The organism is Algoriphagus chordae (assembly GCF_003254055.1).
Classification (GTDB): Bacteria; Bacteroidota; Bacteroidia; order Cytophagales; family Cyclobacteriaceae; genus Algoriphagus; species Algoriphagus chordae.
Genome location: NZ_QKZT01000005.1, coordinates 61,839 through 79,698, shown reverse-complemented (window position 1 = coordinate 79,698; position 17,860 = coordinate 61,839). Strand labels below are relative to the sequence as shown.

Below are 17,860 nucleotides of genomic sequence, written 5' to 3'. Positions count from 1 at the left end.
TATGTTCCCGATGAGGGAAAGGATTTTTACTGGTTAACCTTGATTAATGCCTCTAAAATGACTGAAAATCGGTTTTTGGTACTGGCATCGCTTTTGGAGTTTTACTGATTCACAAGCACAAAACTCTACTCGCTATGCCATTTTTAAAACATGAAAACGGAAATGAAAAGGTCAGAATTTTCTATCAGGACTACGGAAAGGGAGACCCTATTATTTTAATCCACGGTTGGCCACTCAGTCACCAAGCCTGGGAAGGACAAATCACTACACTGGTAGATGCAGGTTATCGGGTGATTGCTTATGACAGACGAGGCTTTGGCAAATCTTCCCAGCCATATGCTGACTTTGACTATAGCGCTCTGACCGTGGATCTGAGAGAGTTGATCTTGCATCTGGATCTCAATCGGGTGACCTTGGTCGGTTTCAGTATGGGTGGAGGAGAGGTAGTTCGGTACTTTACAGATTACGAAGGTGATCGAGTAGTGAAGGCAGCTTTGATCGCTTCTATTATTCCGCTAGTGGGCCAAAAGCCGGATAATCCAGATGGAGTGCCTCAAAAAGATCTCAAGGGCATCATGGATGCTCTGAAGTCAGACCGCATAGGTTTCCTTAAAGGTTTCCACGAAAACTTCTACAATTTCAAGGAATTGAAAGATAGGCTGAGTCAGGCCAATTTGGACTATGATTTTTCCATCGCTTCCCATGCATCTCCTATTGCCACTATCAAAACCGCAGAAGCCTGGGCAACTACGGACTTTAGAGATGAATTGAAAAATGTAGATGTTCCCACATTGATAGTACATGGCAAAGCAGATAATATCGTCCCTTATAAGACCTCGGCAAAACAAGCGGCTGAAGGTATTGCCAAAAATGAATTACACCTTATTCCCGAAGCTCCACACGGTTTGAACCTCACGCACAGAGATGAGGTGAATAAATTGCTGCTTGATTTCTTGAAGAAATAAGAACGAATAAGCGGTGCTACAATTCATTTTCAACCCCTAAAGAATTTTGTAATGAACATCCGAAAAATCTTCAAGCCTTTCAAAACTTCGAATCTGCTGTTGCTCATAACTCTCCTGATTCCAGCCATATCTTATGCGCAATATCAGGAGAATATACCCAAGCCCAGCGGTCCTGTGGACCTATCCAAAACCAGTAATGTGGTGATTTTTATAGTGATACCGGTAGTGATATTAATAGTATATCTGATTTTCAGAAAGAGAATAATTAAGGTGAAAAAAGACAAGTTTGATAGAATGAAATAGATCCGATTTATTGTAAATCTATTCCCCATCAATAGGAATGCGGCTATTGTCCATTCCTATTGTCGATTATATACCCAACTTGCTTTTAGTCAAATTCCAATGCCTCTACGCCTAATTATCCCATCGAGAGCTTTGCTGAGGCTTGGTAGAGAAATGGAGGGATGGGTTCGTTCAAGTTCCTTATAATCAGGAGTGACTTTCCTGTTTCAAGCTTTCCATCTCTATTTCACCTATCCACTCAAACTTCTCATTTGTTAAAAAGCAATCGGTAAAGTCAGCAGTCTGAAATGGACTTTGCTCTAAAAGGTATTTGATTGATTTGATTGCTGCATCTTCGTAGTTCATGCTTCCCCAGGTCAAGCTTACTTTTCTAAATACAAGTGATCGACCTTTATACTCAGCTAGCTTAATCTCACCTCCGAGGATGTTCTGAAAACTTTCAAAATGTTTGGCATCGCCTAATCCGAGAAATACTACTAATGCACATCCTTAGCTTCTGCTTTATCGATAGGTTTCTGATCTACAAAAAACACCTTTTGATCCAACTCATCAAGCTTGGATTGTACCAGCTTGGATATCAGAGATTCATAAATACCTTCTTGCATTTTAAAAAAGTTTGTAGGGTGAAATCTATTGTAAATCCTGAAATAGACTAATTCTTTCGATTTAAACAAAGACAAGTTTCAATAAATAGCTTTCTAGTCACTTCCCCCATTAATATAAATTATTACATGGAAGGTTAGTCCTGGATTAGGAAAAAATAAACTATACACTTATTTTTCTACCGCATTTAGATTTTACTTCAGTTTTTAATTCTTTTTAATCAATTAACTTTTATGCTGAAAGAAATGGATTTCCCGCTCTCAAGAGAGTATAGGTCAAACACCGAAAGGGAACCTATTGAGTTTTATTTATCGGCCTTTTCAAATTCAACTCACCTTGACCTGCTTTTAGGTTATTTCAGTTTTGCTGCAATAAGTGTACTTTCTTTAGGCTTTGCCAAATTTTTGGCCAATGGAGGTAAAATGAGAGTTATAGCTAATGATATTCTCTCCATACGTGATAAAGAAATTTTAGTATTAGCATCAGAACCTGATCGAATTGAGGGATTAGTTGATTTGACAGATATTAAAAAAATAAATTTTAGTCTAGATGAATATGGAAAGCATTTTTTTGAATGTATTGCTTGGTTAATTTCAAAAAAACGAATTGAAATTGTCCTTGTAAGACCAAAAAATAAGAAAGGGATTTCTCATCCGAAAAGTGGAGTGTTTTATGATAGCGAAGGAAAAGTAGGCTTTAAAGCTTCTTCTAACTTTACTGCATATGGTATGTTGGAAAATATGGAAGAGCTTAGTGCCTTTTTGGGATGGGATAAAACTGACTCTGCTAGAATTGAAGAAACTGAAAAATACTTTGAAAATATCTTTTCCAATAAATCAGAGGATGTTGAATATGTCGAAATTGAAGATGTAAAAACCATGATTAAAGAGGAATATGGCGACAAAGAATTAGATGAATTGTTAAAAGATGGAAAGGCACTTCTTTCGAAAAAGCTTAAATCCTACTCATCAAAAAAAACTACTAATTTAATTATAAAAATAGAGGAGGAAATAGAAAGAATTCTCAGGAATCCGAGATTTCCATATTCAGAGGGTCCACGAGAATATCAACGAATTGCATTTCAGAATTGGAAAAACAACAATCAGCAAGGCTTATTTGCAATGGCCACGGGCACAGGTAAAACCATCACTTCCTTAAATTGCTTACTCGAAATTTATAAAAAGACAGGATATTACAAGGCCTTAATACTTGTGCCGACAATTACTCTTGTTAATCAGTGGGGAAATGAGTGTAAAAAATTCAATTTCACTTCAATTGTAAAAGTTTGTTCCAAAAGTCGGTGGAAAAATGATTTTGCATCCATCCTGACACGAGAAAAATTATTTCCTACAGAGCAAGTTTCCTTTGTCGTGATTTCAACATATGCTTCATTCTCCCGACTAAATATTTTTGCAGAGTTGAATCTTCTACCACCCAAAACTTTACTGATTGCTGATGAATGCCATAATATGGGCTCTAGTAGGTTGTTAAAACTTTTACCCAAAGTTAACTGCAAACGAAGAATTGGACTTTCTGCAACTCCCGAACGACAATTTGATGAAGAAGGGACGAAACAGATATTTACTTTTTTTAATAGTGAAGAAAACTACACATATGAATTTTCAATGGAATTGGCAATAAATGGCAATATTGAAAATAATATTTCCCCTGTTTTGAGTCGTTATTTTTACTATCCTCATTTAGTTTCTCTGACAGAATGTGAAATGAAAGATTATATCGAGCTATCTCTAAAAATATCAAAATTCTACAAAAGTGATTCAGATAGTTTTAGTAATAGCCCAATTCTTACAGCTTTATTATTGGCAAGAAAACGAATAATCCATAAAGCAATCAACAAGATTGCTGTTTTTCGTGATATTTTGACGGAACAATATAAAAAGAAAGGAAGCTTAAAATATACACTAGTGTATGTTCCAGAAGGAACCGATCCCAATGATTATTTTGAAACTGACCCTTATTCAGAAATTGATGTAGAGATAAATGATAATTATACTGTCTATTTAATAGATGTTTTTACGAGGACTGTAAAAGAGGTTGATAAACGGATAACTGCGAAGAAGTTTATTTCTGGAACAAATGATAAGGAGTATATCCTAGAGCAATTTTCAAAGGGAGAAATTGATGTACTTACTTCAATGAAGTGTTTGGACGAAGGAATAGATGTACCTCGTTCTGAATTGGCAATTTTCTGTGCTAGTACAGGAAATCCACGACAATTTGTGCAGCGGAGAGGAAGAATACTCCGAAAACATAAAGATAAGCAGTTTGCTTATATCCATGATTTAGTTGTCGTTCCGGAGGTCAACCCCAATAAGGAAAATTTTAACATGGAAAGAAGCATGCTGAAAAAGGAGTTGGAACGAGTGAACAATTTTGCCTTGCTTTCCGAAAATAGTTCTCACACGATAAGCGTGCTTTTAGATACTATGAATTACTACAGTCTAAACTTGTATCAAAATGACTAACAAAGATAAAATGTTACAATTGGTTCTTTCAGATGAAAAGCTTAAGTCATCATATGAATATAATCCAGAAGAATATAGTACGTTGAAAGATGCCTTAGATTCTGAAAATCCAATAGTAGTAGCTGTTGCTAAAATTATTCAAGGAGTAGGAGGGAACTCTGATAAAGGTGTTTTTAAAGAAACGTACAATGAAGTGGTTAACTATCTAAATCAAACTATTTTATGATTATTAAGGAAATCACGATAGAAAACTTTAGAAGTTATTATGGTGTAAATACCATTAAATTCAATGATGGATTGTTGATTTTCATTGGTGATAATGGAGACGGTAAAACTACTTTCTTTGAGGCTTTAGAATGGTTGTTTGATACTTCAAAACAAAACTTAGATTCTCGACTAATTTCAGAAAAGAAAATTGCAGAATTACCCGAATTTGAAAATGACATATTACGTGTTTCAATGATCTTTGACCACGACGGAGAAAAAATTGTAGAAAAGTCTTTTTCATTTGCAAAAAACAACGACAACGTAATTAAAACAAGTGATTTTCAATTCAAAGGTTATCAAAATGAAGGTGCTGAGCGTACTCCAATTCAGGGAGGTGTCTTGTTAGACCGCTGTTTTGAAACAGCTATTAGAAAATATTGTTTATTTAAAGGAGAAGAAAACCTAAACGTTTTCAACAATCCTGATGCATTGAATTATCTAATTGAAACGTTTTCAAATATCCGGCAGTTTGAGCCATATTTTAATGGAGAAGATGACAATTCAAGTTTTACGGATTACGCTGAACACCAATCTCGAAAAGCTTTTGAAAAGGCAATGAAATCAGACAAACAGAATTCTCAACAAGAAAGGGAATTAAGTTATGAGTTAGAGGAATTGAGGAGGAAGTTAGGTGATGTCAAGCAGAGACTGCGTAACAATAGAGAGAACGCAACAAACTACTCTTCCAAACTCGACGAAATTGAAAACAGTAAAGAAGCGAGCGAACTGCTTAAAGGCATAAATGAAAGGCTAAAATCGTTAAGAGAAAAACAGAGAAAAATAGAAAATTTTATTAGTGAGGATTATTCTATTAAGTTATTGGATGAGATGTGGATTTTATCGGGGTTTCAATCAATTTTTGATGAATTTCAACAGAAGGTTTCTGTTTTTAGCAAGACTAAAAGAAAACTCGAGCGTGAAGAAGATAAATTGAAAGGAAAACAAGAATTAGCTAAGGAATTCTCTGAAGGAATTATTCCTTTATCTCCAAATATTCCTGACAAAATATCTATGCAGGAGATGATTAAAGATGAATTTTGTAAAGTTTGCGGTCGTGAAGCGAAGGAAGGAACAGAAGCCTTTGATTTTATGGTTAAAAAGCTTAATAGTTTAATTGAAAGTCAAAAACCGACAGAAAAGGAAGCAGAAAAAGCATTGTTCCCAAATAATTTTTTGAGAGAATTAGAGCAGAAAAGCAACAATCTAGAGTATACTCAAGCAGAAGTAAATAGTTTGACAAATACTATCAAAGAGAATATTGCTTTTAATGAAGCCCGAAAAGCTGAATCCAATAAAATTCAAGAAAGCATTTTGATAGAAGAGGAAAATAAGAAAAAATTATTAGCTCAAAATGATGGATTAACCGAGGTCCAACTACAAAATGCCTATGAAAACATTAAAAATTGGTGGGATTACAAGAGCCAAGCAGAACGTCAAATTGTTGTGCTTGGAATAGAAGAAACTCAGTTAGAGCAAAAGTTGGAATCGGTTCAGGAGAAATATGACGCTCTAGCAAGAGGTTCTGTTGCAGATACATATAGAAAAATTCACAAGGCTTTTGATTCAATAAAAAATGCTTTCAAAAACTCAAAAGAAAAAAATACTCGAGATTTTCTTAATCAATTAGAAGACAAAGCAAACCAATATCTTAAAAGATTAAACATTGATGGTTTTTATGGTATAATTAGGCTGATTAAATCCCCTGATGGTTCGGCAAGAATTGCTCTACAGGACAGAAATGATACATTCATTTCTAGTCCAAATCAAGCTTTGAAAACCACCATGTATATGGCTGTTCTGTTTGCAGTTTCAGATTTAACGGCTTTGAAACGAGAGAATGACTATCCTTTAATTTTTGATGCTCCAACCAGTTCTTTTTCTCCACAAAAAGAAAGTGATTTTTTTAAAGTGATAGCCGATATTAATAAACAGTGTATCATATTCACAAAGAGCTTTCTAACTGAAGAAGGAGCACTGGAAAACAGCAAAATAGAAGCCCAGAATTGTACAATATACAGAATGGAAAAACATCGCCCTTTCAATAATTTAGACCTGTCAACCATTCAGACAAGGATAACCCTAATAAAAGAGTAGTTATGGCAAAAGACAGTTTATATGATGTGTGGTCTAGGAGAAACCCAAAATTTGAAATCAATTTTGAAGATACCCAGATAAGGCAATTTACGGAATATGGAGGAGGTTCTGTAGAGTCAATGTCGAGTAAAGGGAAAATATTTGGTGCTGGATATGAACTTTATATTTACGCTTTTTTCGTTGGTTTGTATTCAGATCAGAAAAGGGAATTAAATGGCGAAACAAAAGTACTTGGGCAGCCTATTCAGTTTTGGGGGAACTTGGATTCCAAGAAATTCCGAAAGGGATATCCAAAGTTAAGAGAATACATTTTCTCTGCATTGATCGCCAAATCAAACCAATTGGATTTGATTGCTCTAGAGAAAGAAGAAATAACAGAGCGTAAGGCTATTGATTATTTAATTGACACAATGGAACAATATGCTAATTATGGTTTCTATAAAATTGAAGAAAAGTTAAATGAAAACCCAAGTTATTTTTTCAAAAACACGGGTTTCTTAGATTTGATTTTAGATTTAACTAAAACTAACAATTATGTTGAAATTGAAACCATTGAAGATCTGTAAAGATTGTGGATAATCATATTATTTTATGACTCATTCAAATAAAGTTGTAGGTTTCCAATCAATTGATTATTGAAATACATTGATCCGCAGTTGGTTGGATCATTACTCAAATTTTAAAGAAGAAAGTTCACTCATTTTCCCTTATTTTGTCTTTCCAACTTTCAGAATAAAATCACCAATGCAATCCGAAAAACTCACCTTTACAGGACACGATACTTTTCACTGCCGAAGCTTTTGGCTCAAAAAAGGAGTGGATTTCCTGGATAATGAAGGTGATTTTGGAGCTGATGATGCTGTATTAAAGCTCGGAGTAGGTAAAAATATGGTTTCTTCAATTCACTTTTGGCTTAAGGCATTTGGTGTAAAAGATGAAGATGGAACTGTTTCGGAATTAGCTGATAGCATGCTTAGTCGAGGAGGTTATGACGAGTATTTGGAGTTTCCGGGTAGTCTCTGGATTTGGCAGTATCACTTGGTTAAATTCGGTAAAGCGAGCATCTATCCATTGTTCTTTAATGAGTTTAGAAAGTCAAGACACAGGAATCAGTTCCAAAAAAACCAACTGCAGCAGTTCCTAAATCTTAAATCGGAAGGGAAAGTTGCGGCAAAAACTCTGGAAAACGACGTTAAGGTATTTATCAAAATGTATCTTGTGGAAGAAAAGTCAGGTAAGGGAATTGAAGACGATCTTTCTTCCATGTTCTTAGAATTAAATCTGATTTCTAAGGTGCCTATTTCGAGTAAGGAAGTAACTTATCAGCTACGGGTCGACGAAAAAAAGGATGTCCCATCCTTGATCTTTCTCTATTGTATATTGGATTCCTTTCCGGCTAGAGAATCGATAGCAGTTGAAGAGATTATTGACTCCGTGGGTGATGCGCTAGTTTGCACCAATGAAGGTGTAGAGCGGCATATAGGATTACTATGTGAGATGTTTCCCGGACAAGTAACCTTCAAGGAAGATGCAGGAAGGAAAGAAGTACAGCTTGATCCAAATTTGGACAAGTGGGAAATTTTAGAGAAATATTACAATGACTGAGTTTTCAGTTTCTACAAATATAATTCGTGATCAGGCTAGGGATATCCATTATATAGCCACGCCAAATGCAAAACAGGTTTTTGAGCGTATTGCAAACAACTTTAGGACAGGTCACAGGGCCTTCAATATTATTGGTTCCTATGGGACAGGTAAGTCCAGTTTTCTTTGGGCTTTGGAGCAAAACCTGGAGGGCAAAAGTGATGCTTACTTTGGATCGGTCAATGGGCATTTTAATGGTATTAAGTCATTTGAATTCATCAATTTCATTGGTGAAAGCCGGTCTTTTAAGGAAGCTTTTGCTGAAAGACTAGGCGTTAAAAAAGATACTACTAAGGCTATTTTGCAGCAACTTGTAGCAAAGACAAATGCTAATTCCTGTGTAGTTATTGTTATCGATGAATTCGGTAAATTTTTGGAATATGCAGTAGCCAATGATCCCGGATCTGAACTGTATTTCATCCAAGAGCTGGCTGAATTTACCAATACTCCTGAGCATAATATCCTGTTGATTACAGCGCTTCATCAAAATTTTGGTTCCTATTTCTATAACCTCAAAGCTAATGAGCGGAATGAATGGGAAAAAGTAAGAGGAAGACTGCTTGATGTTAGTTTCAATGAGCCAATAGAGCAGTTGCTCTTTCTTGCTGCTGAGCGACAGCAGGAGATGGGATTTAAGATTGAGGATGAAAGTAAGTTTAATGAACTGAAGAGCCTCCTTCAAAAATCCAATTTGATTAATAATACAGGGATACTGGATAGTGATCTTGCTAGAAAACTGTATCCTCTGGATTATCTATCAGCCTATGTCTTGGTAAATGCCTTGACACGCTATGGTCAAAATGAACGCTCCTTGTTTACTTTTCTTTCATCAAATGAAAAGGTCGGTTTGAAAGGGTTGGATCTCAGTAGTGGTGAAGGTTACCACTTAGGTAAGGTTTATGATTACCTCTCTATCACACTATCAAGTTATATTCTAGATAGAAAATCCAATAAAGATAAAACTCAATGGGAGAGCGCATTTTTAGCTTTTGAAAAAATTAGTCTAGTTGCTTCCAATAGCATGGAATTGGAGCAAATGGAAAATCTGCTCAAGACTATTCTTCTTGTAAATTTATTTGCAAGGGACTTTGGGACATGGGATGAAAAAATACTTTCTGATTACGCTAGGCTTAACATGGGAATGGCTAATCCAGAAAAGGTAATTAGGACACTGAAAGGTCAGCGGTTAATTTCTTTTTCTCATGCTACCAATAAGTTTAAGTTTACTACTGGTACTACACTCAATATAGAGGAGGCTGTCGAGAATGCTGATAAGCAGATTAATAAAGACTTGCCTGTTACGGATCAACTGAAGCGTTATATTAATCTACCGATTGTGCAGGCCAAAGCATACCAATACAGATTTGGCACTCTTAGGTTGTTTAAATATCGCTTTGCAGAAGAGTTTGATTTCTCAGAACCGGAAGGAGAACTAGATGGCTATGTAAATATTCTCTTCACGGATAAAGAAGTCAAAAAACAGCTAACTGAGATTTCTGCACAGCTAAAATATCCCCAGCTTTTTGTGGTAGTGAATTCATTAGTTAAGATTAAAGCCTTACTTCTTGAAGTCGGCAAGATTAATGCAGTAATGGAAACCGACGCAAAGGATGATATCCCAGCACAGGAAATGCTTATAGATGAATTGATCTACCTTGAGAATGAAATCTCGGAATTGATCGAGAGCTACCTGTTTTCCAGATCCCCGGATTCCTTTTGGATTTACGATGGCGAGGAAATCGAAATAACTTCGAAAACGGACTTCAATAAAAAAATCTCCCAATTCTGTGAGGAGAAATATGCACTTACACCAAGATTCAGAAATGAGCTGGCAAATCGTGAGTACCTGAGTACACCTATCATGACAGCCAGAAAGGCATTGCTTTCGGATTTGCTTGAAAATGCTCATTTGGAAGATTTAGGCTATTCTAATGATCGGTTCCCGCCCCAAAAGACGATCTATTTATCTTTATTGAAAGATACAGGAATTCACAGATTTCAAGATTCCATATATGAGCTTGGAGCTCCGACAGACCAGAGCTATTTACCACTTTGGGAGCAGAGCATACAGTTTATGGAATCTTCGGTCTTTTCAAAGAAGAACCTCAATGAGCTTTACGAGCAATTGAAATCAGGAGATCTCAAACTAAAAAAGGGATTTGTGGAATTCTGGGTGCCGATTTTTCTGATTATCAAAAAAGAAGATTTCGCGCTTTTTCATAATGAACGTGGATACGTACCTTATATAGATAATGATGTACTGGATTTGATTCATAAAAAACCAGCTGACTTTAGCATCAAGTCCTATAAAATTGAAGGAGTTAAAATTGATCTTTTTCATCAGTACCGAGAGGTAACGGCTATGTCGGAAGGTGTAGGTCAAGGCACAAGCTTTATTCGAATTTTCAGTGCCTTTGTAAGATTTAATCGTAATCTTCCAGCATATACATTACAAACAAACAAGTTAACTCATCAGGCCAAAGGCTTTAGGGATGCTATTAAAAAAGCGGAAGACCCTGCAACGGCTTTATTCGAATCAATTCCAACAGCATTAGGATATGGGAAAATTAGCTTTGAAGAAGATAGCGCTGTACTAAAAGGATTTGTAGATCACCTAAACGGAGCGATCTATGAGCTGAGAACAGCTTATGATGAGCTACTTAACCGAATAGAATCTAGTTTGCTTAAAGTCACTTCCATAAAAGAAGCAGACTTTGCGAATTATAAATCTTCTTTGCAGACTAAATACAAGGGGGTTAAATCCCATTTGTTGATTCCCAAGTTCAAAGTATTTCATACCCGTCTGATGTCCAAACTAGATGATCGAGACAGCTGGCTTAAGTCATTGGCTGATCAACTATTAGGTAAATCCATAGAACAACTGAACGATCAGGAAGAGGGTATTTTATTGGATAGTTTCAAAGAAGCATTTGCTAATTTGGATCGAGTGCAGGAGGTTCACAAATTTCTGAAGCTGGAAGAGAATGAGGCCTATACCTTTGATTTGATTGACAAAACTGGAAAAATCTTACATGATAAGATTTCTTTGAATAGGGAAGAACAGGAGCAAGTCAGTGAACTTTATGATCAGCTGAATCCCTTATTAAAAAGTAATAGCAAGTTGCTTAATAAGGCGGCTTTAGTTAGATTGTTAAAAGATTTTTTATAAATGGCAAAAATTCGACATGTATTAGGGATATCAGGCGGTAAGGATTCTGCTGCTTTGGCTCTGTATCTTCGGAGACTTTACCCTGATTTAGAAATAGATTACTATACTAGCGATACCGGAAGGGAGCTGGATGAGACCTATGCGCTCATTGAGAGGCTAAAGAGTGCGCTTGGTAAGGATATAACGGAGATTAAACCTATTGAAGAAAATAACACCAATGCTGAAAGTAACTTTGATCATTTCTTAGAGCTTTATGGAGGATATCTTCCAAGTTCTATGGCAAGATGGTGTACCAAAAAGCTCAAGCTGGAACCTTTTGAGAACTATATAGGCAATGAACCTACAATCTCCTACGTGGGCATCCGCGGTGATGAAGATAGAGAAGGTTATATTTCCAAGAAATCCAATGTACAGTCCATTTTTCCTTTCCGGGAAAATATTTGGAGTGAAGATGTAATTAAGAAAATTCTGTCTAACCAGAATATTGACCAACTGGTACTCTTGTATGAGCGTGCGATGGAGGTTAAGGAGTTAGAGGAAGCATTACATTATATTTCCAAACCTATCAATACTAGCTATACCCAAAAGCAAAAATTGGAAGCTCTGTTGCGAATAGGAGTGAAGACTTTCAATCAAGTAGTTTTCCAGTTCCTCAAGACAACAGATTATCCCATTGGAAAGCTGAATTCATTTCCACTGATAGAAAATGAGGACATCATAAGACTGGATGATGTATTTCAGATTTTAGAGGAATCGGGAGTTGGAGCTCCAGGGTATTACAATAAACTGGATTATGAAGTGGAAATTGATGGAGAGAATAAGAAGGGTGTTTATGCTAGAAGTAGATCTGGTTGTTTTTTCTGCTTTTACCAGCAAAAGATAGAATGGGTTTGGCTATTGGAGCAACATCCTCAGCTTTTTGAAAAGGCAAAGACCTATGAGATAGATGGCTATACGTGGATGCAAGAAGAAACTTTAGAAGAACTTTCTCAGCCTGAGCGGGTGATCGCCATCAAAAAAGAACATTATTTAAGAACCCACCGCGAGCAAAGTAAATCTGACAATAATTGGCAAGATGATATTTTGGCCGCTGAAGGAGTGGGATGTGCTAGCTGTTTTATATAATTTAATATGTCTATAGAATTAGAAATTGATCCTGGCCGAATATTATTTGGATTAAGTCGAATTGGATATACAACGTCCTCAGCAATTTGTGATATAATTGATAATTCGATTAGGGCAAATGCGAAATTTGTTAAGCTTGTAATTATTAAAGAGAGAAAAGATTTTTCTGATGCAAAGAAAAATAACATTAGTGAATATATTATTGCAGATGATGGTGATGGTATGGATAGGGAAGGGATTCTTAATGCATTAATGTTAGGCTCATCGGATAAGTTGTATGAAGAACATTCGTTGTCAAAATTTGGACTAGGTTTAAAATCGGCGTCATTTTCACAAGGTGATATTTTAGAGATTGTATCTTCTAAGGATGGAGAATTTAACAAATTTAGAGTGTCATTGCCTGAGATTATGCAAACGAATAAGTATTCAGCTACTGAGGAAGAAATTTCTAAAGCTGATAGAGATTTAATCGAAAAATACCTTAAAGAAAATAAGGGGACACTAATTAGAATCTCTGGTATTCGCAAAAATAATCATCCAAGTGTCAAGAATACAATTGCAGAGCTTAATACAAAAGTTGGAGTTATTTATTACTATTTTATTAAGGAAACGGGATTGGAAATTTTTATTGGAGATACTAAGGTTGTAGGTATTGATCCTTTATTTGTTGAGGAAGCCAATATTAGTGGCAATTTAGATGAAAATGTTTGGGATGGTACCGATGTTAGATGGATTGAAAAGAATAAAACAATAGTATTAGATAATGATCTTAATATAACTGCAGAATTGGAAGTAACTCAACTTCCCTATCCACCCATTTTTAGAATAAAGAATTTAGGAGAGGCAAAGGATGCGGAAATTAGAAAAAAATATTTGATTGAATCTCCTAATTATGGCTTTTACGTTTATAGAAATAAGCGTCTTATTTCATGGGCCTCTCACTTAAATGGAATTATTCCGTATGATCAAGATTATTATGCTTTTAGAGGTAGAATTTCAATAGATAATTTGGCTGATGATTTTTTTAATATTGATGTAAAAAAGTCTACATTAACTTTATCTGAAGAAGCTTGGAAGGTGATAAGTGATGTAACAAGAGAGGCAAGATCAAAAAGTCAGAACGCTTGGAAAAATGCTAATCGACTCAGGAACGAGATCATCAATAAAGATCCAAACGAAATAGCAAATAAACTTTTGGAAGAATTTGAACAAATTGAAATTCTTCCCGGTGATATTCTTCCAACTGAAGAAGAAGTGGAGAGAAGGTTAGAGATGATTACTAGTGATATGGCTTCTAAAGTCAGGTTAATAGTTAAAATGATGCGGGAGGATAAGGGAGAAGAAGCAACAGATCAGGACGATATCTCAGAAGAAGAAAAGGAGGAAGCAATTAAAGGTGAAATAAATCCTACTTTATCTAAGATTTTTAGAGTTAGCTCGGTTCAAGACAATCTTTTGTGGGAACCTTATTATGATACGGATTTAGGTAATTGTGTTCGTATAAATAAGTTACATAGATTTGGTATCTATATTTATGAGAGTAATTTGTCAAATAAGGATATGCAAATTACATTTGATTTATTAATGCTACAGTTGTCAGATTCAGAGTTTTATGCATATAAAAATGTAACTGAGTTTGATTACGAGCAACTAAAATCTGTATTATGGAATTTTAGAAGAATAATATCTGAATTTCTTGCAAATATGGTAAGAAAACTTGAAAATGAACTTCCTCCTAATTATAAAGGAGTTGAGTAATGATAACAACGAGGGTTTTTAATATTCACAATGGTATAGATACTGCATATATCTATATATGGCTTTCAAAGACTTTTTCTATTATTTATATAGGTATGACCAACAATTCTTGTGGTCCGATTGGTAGAGCTCAAGGACATTTTAATAATAAGGGGACTTTTAGAAAAAGATTTTTAGAGGAGACAGGGTTAGGCATCGAAAACGTGAATGATATGATTCTACTAAGTTTTTCTCTTCCAAAAGATAGAGTTTTTATTTCTACTGAAAGTTCGTACAGAGAATCAGTTGAATATCTTGTTATGAAGGAGCTTCAATTAAGACGAGGTTCAGTTTCACCAAGCTTTGATATTATTTCTTGGCATGATAGATTCCCAAGAAGGACTTCAAATTCTGTTGTGAAAAAAATAGCAAATAAAATTACAAATGATTTCATCTCAGTATTTCCAACTTTATAATTTTGATAAACCCTAATATCAAGTGCCGGAGATTAGTTTATTTAAAGTTAGTTTGTTCATTTGCAAATGAGGATACTTGCTTAAAAAAGGGTTTTGCTTCCAGGTTTTTTGAATTTCTTTTTAAAAAAAAAGAAGAGCTATCACTTTATCAGGAGCTAAATGGATCAATATTATTCAATAATGGTGTGAAATCTTCGACTCCTTATATTCATTTAGCTACTCAAATTGGCTTTTTAAGTATTTCTGATGGGAATAAATATAATCTTAATATAGAGTTTCATAATTTTTTCTCAGATGATAAAGCGGTTTTAAGCACTAAAGATAAAAGTAATTTATTATTAATTATTTGGAAAGCAGACGCTTTATATTTTTATCTTGTTGCAACAGCTCTTAGTAGAGAGAAAAGTAACTATGATGACATTAAAAGGGATTTTGAAGCTTTAATCCTTGAACTAGTTTCTGTAGTAAATCATAATTCAGAGACTTATGGCATCTTAGAGAGGGTTATTCAAAAAACTAATTCGAGTATTGCTTTCGATTCCTTCTTTCTTACGCGAGCAAATTGGCTAAAAGATTTAGGGTTTGTCAAAATTGAAGAAAAAAAAATTGGTTCTGGATTTCTTTCTCATTTGGAATTTCACCCTTCTCATGAACTGAATAAGTTATTGAATCAGATAGATTCAAAGCATTCTTGGCAAGAAATTTTGGACACCGACCAAATTTTGCCTAGTTTAACTTTTAATTATGAATTTATCTGAGCTATTTTCTTTAGAGACCTTAAACGGAATCACTCAAATTTCGAGTGTTTTTGTTGTGCTCTGGGACATTGTTAAGGTATTAAAAAAAAATAAGGAAAATATTATTCCAAATTTAATTTTGTTTGATTAGTAACTGGTTGGCGACTATAAATTTAATTATAACTGAATTTTTTAAAATATTAAAATAATATTTCGATTTCTGATTTTTCCAAGGTTTTCGAATTTGATCCATTTCCCCAACTAATCCTTATCGAATTCTCCGCATCTTGGTCACTCAGCCCCATAGCTTTCAAAACATGTGAAGGCTGAATCAAAGCCGAATTACAAGCTGACCCCTGAGCTACAGCGAGTTTATTTCTATTTCTGAGGATAAATGATTCTGCCTCTTCATTTAGTAATTGGAAGTTACTGAAGTGAGGTAGTCTGGGAGCATTTTTTCCGTTTACCTTAATTTTTCCTGCCTTCTCCATTTCTTCTTCAAAGTCATCACGGATCTTTTCCAAGCGGGTACTTACCTCCTCCATTTCTGATTGGCAAAGTTGAATTGCTTTTGCTAGACCCACGATTCCTGGAACATTGAGTGTGCCAGATCGAAGTCCAAACTCATGACCACCTCCATGTATTTGTGGAGTAAGTTTTATGCCTTTTTTGACATATAGCCCGCCGACTCCTTTTGGACCATATATCTTATGAGCGCTAAAGCAAAGCATATCGATGGATTGTTCTAAAACGTTTAGTGGGATTTTCCCAAATGCCTGTGTGGCATCCGTGAAGAATAATACTTGGTTGGATTTACAGATCTTCCCAATTCTTTGAATATCATGTAATACTCCGGTTTCATTGTTAGCGTACATAATGCTAACTAATAGGGTGTCTTTTCTAATACTAGATTCAAGTTGTTCTATATCGACAAGTCCATCAGAATTGACTGATAAGTAAGTAACGTCCGCTCCAATTTCTTCTAAATATGCACATGTGTCCAAAACTGCTTTATGCTCTGTTTGTACTGTTATAATATGAGGTTTTTGATGTCCATAATTGAGGAATGCGCCCTTTAATGCCAGGTTTATAGCTTCAGTTGCTCCAGATGTAAAGTGTATCTCTTCTGGAATTGCATGAATTGTGTCAGCTATAATTTTCCTTGATTCCTTGACAGCTATGGAAGCCCTTTCTCCATAGGTATGCGTGTTACTTGCAGCATTTCCATAATCCTCCATAAAGTATGGCCTCATTGCCTCAAAGACACGTGGATCGAGGGGGGTGGTAGAGGCATAATCTAGGTAAATTGGTGAATCAGTCAATTTTTTTTTTATTTTCTTAATGATAAACGTAGAATCAGTAATCAGATCATGACTCCATTCATGAAAGCTAACGGCTCTTCTTAATAGTATAAACGAAAATATTAAGGATATAAAAGTTAATCCAAGGACATCCGCGGAAAGCCCTCCTTTAACGAAGTTCGAAATTGAAATACCAATACCAAAAAGAGAAAGGGAAAAGAATCCATTATAGCACATGGTTCTGTGCGCAAAAAATGTATTCAGTACTTTGTAATTTTCAGGAGCTTTTTCTCTTATCAATGAGACTTCTTCGCCCCTTTTTCCAAAACTAATAGGAAAACATTTTGTTCTTTTTTTACCCCAAAGTGGAACAAGTTGCTTAAATACTTCATAGGACAAGTATTGAGTAGAAAAACCAATCAAATAGGCGAAAAGAAGTGCGAGAAGAGAAGTGCTAAGTGAGAGATTTTCTGTTCTCTCAATCAAGTTTAGAATATTGGTTGGTGATTTATCAAATAGGCTGATTATAAGAATCAGCATAGGGATTCCAGGAATAATTGCTCCAAACAAATCAAAAATGCTGAGTCTAAATGAGTCCATTCACGAATATAGCCATCAAATACATTACCCTTAAATTTCTTAATAATAATCTACCAATGATTCCTGTATTTTTTTAGTAAGGATCAACAAGTCCTGCCACAAAAACTGCATGTTTTTGTATTTGCTTGTACAAACAGTAATTCAATGGTAGCTTGGTCGTGGGCACTTCTCTGGTCATCACTTTTTCTTTTTAGCGACCAAAAATTCCTCTATCATAATCCTCATTCCCTAATTTTTCAACCGCTCTATTCGCATCATTGATTTCACGCAAATATCCTTGCGGACAATCTGAAATCTCATTTCTCACCATTTATAAAAAATCTTGAAATCCTAGATGGTTAATTGAAAATTTT

15 protein-coding genes are annotated in these 17,860 nt (G+C 35.2%); 12 read left to right on the top strand and 3 right to left on the bottom strand.

Annotated features, from left to right (window positions below; translation table 11 throughout):
- Nucleotides 1-134: 134 nt before the first annotated feature.
- Complete coding sequence (locus tag LV85_RS06840) at nucleotides 135-965, top strand: alpha/beta fold hydrolase (RefSeq protein WP_111317460.1); 831 nt, start codon at nucleotides 135-137, stop codon at nucleotides 963-965.
- A gap of 51 nt (nucleotides 966-1,016) precedes the next feature.
- The gene (locus LV85_RS06835; protein WP_111317459.1) at nucleotides 1,017-1,268 is read left to right on the top strand and encodes a hypothetical protein; all 252 of its coding nucleotides are present in this window, start codon (nucleotides 1,017-1,019) and stop codon (nucleotides 1,266-1,268) included.
- A 186-nt stretch (nucleotides 1,269-1,454) separates the two neighbouring features.
- Here the strand turns inward: LV85_RS06835 and LV85_RS22045 are convergent, their stop codons facing one another.
- Nucleotides 1,455-1,613, bottom strand: a complete 159-nt coding sequence (locus LV85_RS22045) for a hypothetical protein (RefSeq protein ID WP_158531153.1) — start codon at nucleotides 1,611-1,613, stop codon at nucleotides 1,455-1,457.
- A gap of 131 nt (nucleotides 1,614-1,744) precedes the next feature.
- Entirely contained in the window at nucleotides 1,745-1,873 is a 129-nt protein-coding gene (locus tag LV85_RS22370) for a hypothetical protein (RefSeq protein ID WP_262510135.1), read from the bottom strand.
- Nucleotides 1,874-2,104: 231 nt separating this feature from the next.
- Here LV85_RS22370 and LV85_RS06830 point away from each other — a divergent pair, with 231 nt between their 5' ends.
- The 10 genes from LV85_RS06830 (at nucleotide 2,105) to LV85_RS06785 (ending at nucleotide 15,627) form a co-directional block, all read left to right on the top strand.
- Nucleotides 2,105-4,357, top strand: coding sequence for a DEAD/DEAH box helicase family protein (locus tag LV85_RS06830; protein ID WP_111317458.1), 2,253 nt, complete (start codon nucleotides 2,105-2,107; stop codon nucleotides 4,355-4,357).
- Nucleotides 4,350-4,583, top strand: a complete 234-nt coding sequence (locus tag LV85_RS06825; RefSeq protein WP_111317457.1) for a hypothetical protein — start codon at nucleotides 4,350-4,352, stop codon at nucleotides 4,581-4,583. The genes LV85_RS06830 and LV85_RS06825 overlap by 8 nt, the downstream gene beginning before the upstream one ends.
- Nucleotides 4,580-6,718 carry an AAA family ATPase gene (locus tag LV85_RS06820; RefSeq protein ID WP_111317456.1) on the top strand — a complete coding sequence of 713 codons (2,139 nt, stop codon included), beginning with the start codon at nucleotides 4,580-4,582 and terminating at the stop codon, nucleotides 6,716-6,718. The genes LV85_RS06825 and LV85_RS06820 overlap by 4 nt, the downstream gene beginning before the upstream one ends.
- A gap of 2 nt (nucleotides 6,719-6,720) precedes the next feature.
- Nucleotides 6,721-7,284 (top strand): glycoside hydrolase family 15, encoded by a 564-nt coding sequence (locus LV85_RS06815; RefSeq protein ID WP_111317455.1) that lies wholly within the window; start codon nucleotides 6,721-6,723, stop codon nucleotides 7,282-7,284.
- A gap of 178 nt (nucleotides 7,285-7,462) precedes the next feature.
- The gene (locus tag LV85_RS06810; RefSeq protein ID WP_111317454.1) at nucleotides 7,463-8,323 is read left to right on the top strand and encodes a DUF4007 family protein; all 861 of its coding nucleotides are present in this window, start codon (nucleotides 7,463-7,465) and stop codon (nucleotides 8,321-8,323) included.
- Nucleotides 8,316-11,531: a hypothetical protein gene (locus tag LV85_RS06805; RefSeq protein WP_111317453.1), complete on the top strand. Its 3,216-nt coding sequence runs from the start codon at nucleotides 8,316-8,318 to the stop codon at nucleotides 11,529-11,531. The genes LV85_RS06810 and LV85_RS06805 overlap by 8 nt, the downstream gene beginning before the upstream one ends.
- Entirely contained in the window at nucleotides 11,532-12,656 is a 1,125-nt protein-coding gene (locus LV85_RS06800) for a phosphoadenosine phosphosulfate reductase family protein (RefSeq protein WP_111317452.1), read from the top strand.
- 6 nt (nucleotides 12,657-12,662) lie between these two features.
- Nucleotides 12,663-14,414 carry an ATP-binding protein gene (locus tag LV85_RS06795; RefSeq protein ID WP_111317451.1) on the top strand — a complete coding sequence of 584 codons (1,752 nt, stop codon included), beginning with the start codon at nucleotides 12,663-12,665 and terminating at the stop codon, nucleotides 14,412-14,414.
- Complete coding sequence (locus tag LV85_RS06790; RefSeq protein WP_111317450.1) at nucleotides 14,414-14,869, top strand: GIY-YIG nuclease family protein; 456 nt, start codon at nucleotides 14,414-14,416, stop codon at nucleotides 14,867-14,869. The genes LV85_RS06795 and LV85_RS06790 overlap by 1 nt, the downstream gene beginning before the upstream one ends.
- Before the next feature lie 2 nt (nucleotides 14,870-14,871).
- Nucleotides 14,872-15,627 carry a hypothetical protein gene (locus tag LV85_RS06785; protein WP_111317449.1) on the top strand — a complete coding sequence of 252 codons (756 nt, stop codon included), beginning with the start codon at nucleotides 14,872-14,874 and terminating at the stop codon, nucleotides 15,625-15,627.
- 179 nt (nucleotides 15,628-15,806) lie between these two features.
- Here the strand turns inward: LV85_RS06785 and LV85_RS06780 are convergent, their stop codons facing one another.
- On the bottom strand, nucleotides 15,807-17,306 hold the full coding sequence (locus LV85_RS06780; protein WP_158531152.1) for a cysteine desulfurase family protein: 1,500 nt from the start codon (nucleotides 17,304-17,306) through the stop codon (nucleotides 15,807-15,809).
- Nucleotides 17,307-17,860: the final 554 nt, after the last annotated feature.